The organism is Variovorax sp. 20P10.2.4, assembly GCF_058244205.1.
In genome coordinates this window covers 1-4,528 of sequence record NZ_JBZAYE010000592.1, presented here as the reverse complement: position 1 = coordinate 4,528, position 4,528 = coordinate 1, and the positions used below count along the sequence as shown (strand labels likewise).

At 68.6% G+C, this 4,528-nt stretch carries 2 protein-coding genes; both read right to left on the bottom strand.

What is annotated here, in order from left to right:
- Positions 1–1,656, bottom strand: a 1,656-nt coding sequence (gene glgX / locus AC27VN_RS33715) for a glycogen debranching protein GlgX (RefSeq protein ID WP_490879385.1), incomplete at its 3' end; no start/stop codon positions are given.
- A 637-nt stretch (positions 1,657–2,293) separates the two neighbouring features.
- Complete coding sequence (gene glgB / locus AC27VN_RS33710) at positions 2,294–4,465, bottom strand: 1,4-alpha-glucan branching protein GlgB (protein ID WP_490879384.1); 2,172 nt, start codon at positions 4,463–4,465, stop codon at positions 2,294–2,296.
- Positions 4,466–4,528 lie beyond the last annotated feature (63 nt).

The window sequence follows — 4,528 nt, the reverse complement described above, 5'->3', positions numbered from 1 at the left end:
GTGCAGCCAGGTGGTCTCGTTGTCCTGGCAGTAGGCGTTGTTGTTGCCGTGTTGCGTGTGGCCGATCTCGTCGCCGGCCAGCAGCATCGGCGTGCCCTGCGACAGCATCAGCACGGCCAGCAGCGCGCGCGAGAGCCGCAGCCGTTCGGCCCGCACCGCGGGATCGTCGCTCGGGCCTTCCACGCCGCAGTTGCGGCTCAGGTTGTGGCCATGGCCGTCGCGGTTGTTCTCGCCGTTGGCCTCGTTGTGGCGCGTGTCGTAGCTCAGCAGGTCGCGCAGCGTGAAGCCGTCGTGCGCGGTCACGAAGTTCACGCTCGCGGCGGGCGAGCGCCCGGCGTGCGCGAACTGCGCGCTCGAGGCCGTGAAGCGGTGCGCGAAGTCGCCCAGGCCGGCGCGCCCCTCGCGGTCCTGGCGCAGCCAGAAGCCGCGCTGCGTGTCGCGGAAGCGGTCGTTCCATTCGAGCCAGCCCGGCGGGAATTCGCCGAGCCGGTAGCCGCCCGGCCCGATGTCCCAGGGCTCGGCGATCAGCAGCGTGCGCGACAGCAGCGGATCCTGCGCGATGGCCGCGAAGAAGGGGGCGCGCGGATCGAAGCCCGTGGCCGTGGCGCGGCCCAGCACCGGCGCGAGGTCGAAGCGGAAGCCGTCCACGCCCATCTCGCCGGCCCAGAAGCGCAGGCTGTCCATCACGAGTTGCAGCACGCGCGGCTCGCCGAGGTTCAGGCAGTTGCCCGTGCCGGTCCAGTTCTCGTAGAGCGCGCGGTCGTCGGCGCGCAGGTGGTAGTAGAGGGCGTTGTCGATGCCGCGCAGCGACAGCGTGGGGCCGAGCTCGTCGCTCTCGGCGCTGTGGTTGTAGACCACGTCGATCACGAGCTCCATGCCGCGCGCATGCACCGCGTCGGCCAGCGCGCGGAACTCGCCGGCCGGCGTGGTGCCGGGGCGGCCGCTCCAGTAGCGCGCCTCGGGCGCGAACCAGCCGATGGTGTTGTAGCCCCAGTAGTTCGTGAGGCCCATCGCGAGCAGCCGTTCCTCGTCGGCGCGGTGCTGCACCGGCATCAGGCTCAGCGTGGTGACGCCCAGGCGCTGCAGGTGGTCGAGCACGGCCGGCTCGGCGAGGGCGGCGTAGCTGCCGCGCAGGGGGGCGGGGACGGCGGGGTGCAGCTTCGTGTGGCCGCGGACGTGGAGTTCGCAGATCACGCGGTCTGTGGGGGGGATGCGGGCGTGGCCTGGGGTTTGACTGGCTGGGGCGGGCACCACGCGGGCCTTGAGGGCGATGCTGGCGTTGTCCCGTGTGTCGCGCTGCGTCGGGTCCGCGGTGGCGTGGCCTCGGAAGAGGTCGCTGCCGTCGTAGCTTCCGACGATCTCGCGGGCATAGGGGTCGAGCAGCAGCTTCGATGGGTTGAAACGGTGGCCCTCGCTCGGGGACCAGGGGCCGTGGACTCGGTAGGCGTAGACGAGGCCGGGGCGGGCGCTGGGGAGTTGGCCGTGCCAGATGCCGTCTGTGAACTCGGGGAGCTTGAGTCGCTGCTGTTCGTGGGTGCCTGTGGGGTCGAAGAGGCAGAGTTCTACCTTTTCGGCTGCTGGTGCTGCCAGGGCGAAGTTGACGCCTGCTTGGGTTGCTGTGGCGCCTAGGGGGTACGGCGTTCCTGGGTTCAGCACGATGGTTGAGGCTTTCTCTTGCTGAGGCTGTTGGCCGGGTCTCGCCCCGGCGGGCGAGTCACTTTCTTTTGCTTCGCCAAAAGAAAGTAACCAAAGAAAAGGCGACCCACTGTCTGCGACCCTCCGCTTCGCTGCGGGCAACCTGCGGTGCTCGCGTTTCGCGGGGTCTCGCAGAACTCGCTTCGCTCAAACAGCTGCGAGCCCTTATCCGCGAAACGCTGCGCTCCTCGGCGCAGCCAGAGGGGGTGGGTCGGGCCATCGCTGCGCTCGGCCGAGCAAGCCCAAAGGGCCTTCGCTTCGCTCGGCCCCAGTGGAAGAAGACCCGGGGCCTTCGCACTCGCACCGCCCCACACAAGGACGCGCCATGGCGCGTTGACTCTGATCCCCTCTGGCTGTGCCGAGGAGCGCAGGGGAAAGCGGGATAAGGGCCGCAGCTGTCTGAGCGCAACGAAGTGGAGCGAGTTCTGCGGACCCCCGCTTTCCCCGAGCACCGCAGGTTGCCCGTAGCGAAGCGAAGGGACACAGGCAGTGGGGTCGCCTTTTCTTTGCCTACTTTCTTTTGGCGAAGCAAAAGAAAGTAGGTCCGCCGCCGGGCGGAATTCCCGGCTCCTGCCTCTGCAAGACAAACAACTCAAATTCAAGCCAACACCCACATCAAGGTAGCCAGGGGAGGCAAATCAACCACCACCGAATCCGCTTTCCCATGCCAAGCCAAAGCCTCACTGGCAACCACCCCATTCCCCACCCCACTTCCCCCATAAACAACCCCATCGGTATTGATGATCTCCCGATAGGACCCCGAACAAGGCACCCCCAACCGATACCCATGCCGAACCACAGGCGTGAAGTTGCAGACAGCCAATACAAACGCCCCATCCCGCCCCCGACGAACGAACGCAAACACCGACTGCGCCGTATCGTCATGCACGAGCCACTCGAACCCCGCCCCTTCATGGTCGAGCTCGTGCAACGCCGGATAGTGCCGATACACGTTGTTGAGATCCCGCACCAGCCGCCGCACCCCCTGATGCGATGCATGCTCGAGCAGATGCCAGTCGAGGCTGCGGTCCGCATTCCACTCCGCCACCTGCGCGAACTCGCAGCCCATGAACAGCAGCTTCTTTCCCGGATAGGCCCAGAGGTAGCCGTACAGGTTGCGCAGCCCCGCGAACTTCTGCCACTCGTCGCCCGGCATGCGCGCGATCATCGAGCCCTTGCCGTGCACCACCTCGTCGTGCGAGAACGGCAGCACGAAGTTCTCGCTGTGCGCGTACATCAGCCCGAAGGTGATCTCGCGGTGGTGATGCGGCCGGTACAGCGGGTCCTTGCCCGCGTAGGCCAGGGTGTCGTTCATCCAGCCCATGTTCCACTTGTAGTGGAAGCCCAGCCCGCCGTCCTCGGGCGGCCGTGTCACGCCGGGGAAGCTGGTCGACTCCTCGGCGATCGTCACCGCGCCGGGGCGCTCGGTGCCCACCACGCGGTTCATGCGGCGCAGGAACTCGATCGCCTCGAGGTTCTCGCGCCCGCCCTGCGCATTGGGCACCCACTCGCCGGGCCCGCGGCTGTAGTCGCGGTAGAGCATCGAGGCCACGGCATCCACGCGCAGGCCGTCGATGCCGTAGCGCTCGAGCCAGTACAGCGCATTGCCCACGAGGTAGTTGCGCACCTCCGTGCGCGACCAGTTGAAGATCAGCGTGTTCCAGTCGTTGTGGAAGCCCTCGCGCGGATCGGCGTACTCGTACAGCGCCGTGCCGTCGAAGCGGCCCAGGCCATGCGCGTCGGTCGGGAAGTGCGCGGGCACCCAGTCGAGGATCACGCCGAGCCCGGCCGCATGGGCCGCGGCCACGAAGAAGCGGAAGTCGCTCGGGGTGCCGAAGCGCGAGGTCGGCGCATAGAGGCCGATCGGCTGGTAGCCCCAGGAGCCGTCGAACGGATGCTCGGTGATGGGCAGCAGCTCGATGTGCGTGAAGCCGAGGTCGCGCACGTAGGGCACCAGGGTGTCGGCGAGCTCGATGTAGTCCAGCCATTCGTGGCCGTTCTTGCGCCGCCACGAGCCCAGGTGCACCTCGTAGATGCTGATCGGCGCGTCGCGCCCGTTGGCCTTGGCGCGACCCGCGGGCATGGTGGCGACCGGCGGCAGCGGGCGCACCACGCAGGCGGTGTCGGGCCGCAGCCGCGACGAGAAGGCGAAGGGATCGGCCTTGCGCAGCAGCTCGCCCTGCGCCGACAGGAGCTCGAACTCGTAGGCATCGCCCACCGCCACGTGCGGCGCGAAGACCTCCCACACGCCGCATTCGCGGCGCAGCCGCATCATGTGGCGCCGGCCGTCCCAGTTGTTGAAGTCGCCGACCACCGACACGCGCCGCGCATTCGGCGCCCAGACCGCGAAGGCCACGCCCTTGACGCCGTCCATCTCGCGCAGGTGCGCGCCCAGGCGCTCCCAGGGGCGCAGGTGCGTGCCCTCGGCCAGCAGCCAGACGTCGGTGTCGCCGAGCACGAAGGGAAAGCGGTAGGGGTCGTCGATGCGCGAGACGTGCGAGCCCCAGTCGACCTGGAACGCATAGCCCATGCGCGCCTCGGCCGCGGGCACCAGGCCCGCGAAGATGTCGGAGCCCTCGTGCCGCTCGAGCGTGGCCAGCGGCCAGCCGGTGCGCGCATGCAGCACCGTCACGCCCTGCGCGCCGGGCAGCAGCGCACGCACCACCAGGCCGCGCGAGGTTTCGTGCGGGCCGAGCACGCCGAAGGGGTTGCCATGCTCGGCGCGCATCAGCGCATGGACTTCGGCTTCGGGCAACTGCGTCGGGGCCATGGCGTGGGCGACCAATCAATCGGTGGTGGGATGGGCGGCGGGCTCGCCGAAGAAGGCGCCGAA

Coding starts and splice junctions, on each gene's coding strand:
- glgB (WP_490879384.1), bottom strand. CDS start 4,465: ATGGCCCCGACGCAGTTGCCCGAAGCCGAAGTCCATGCGCTGATGCGC.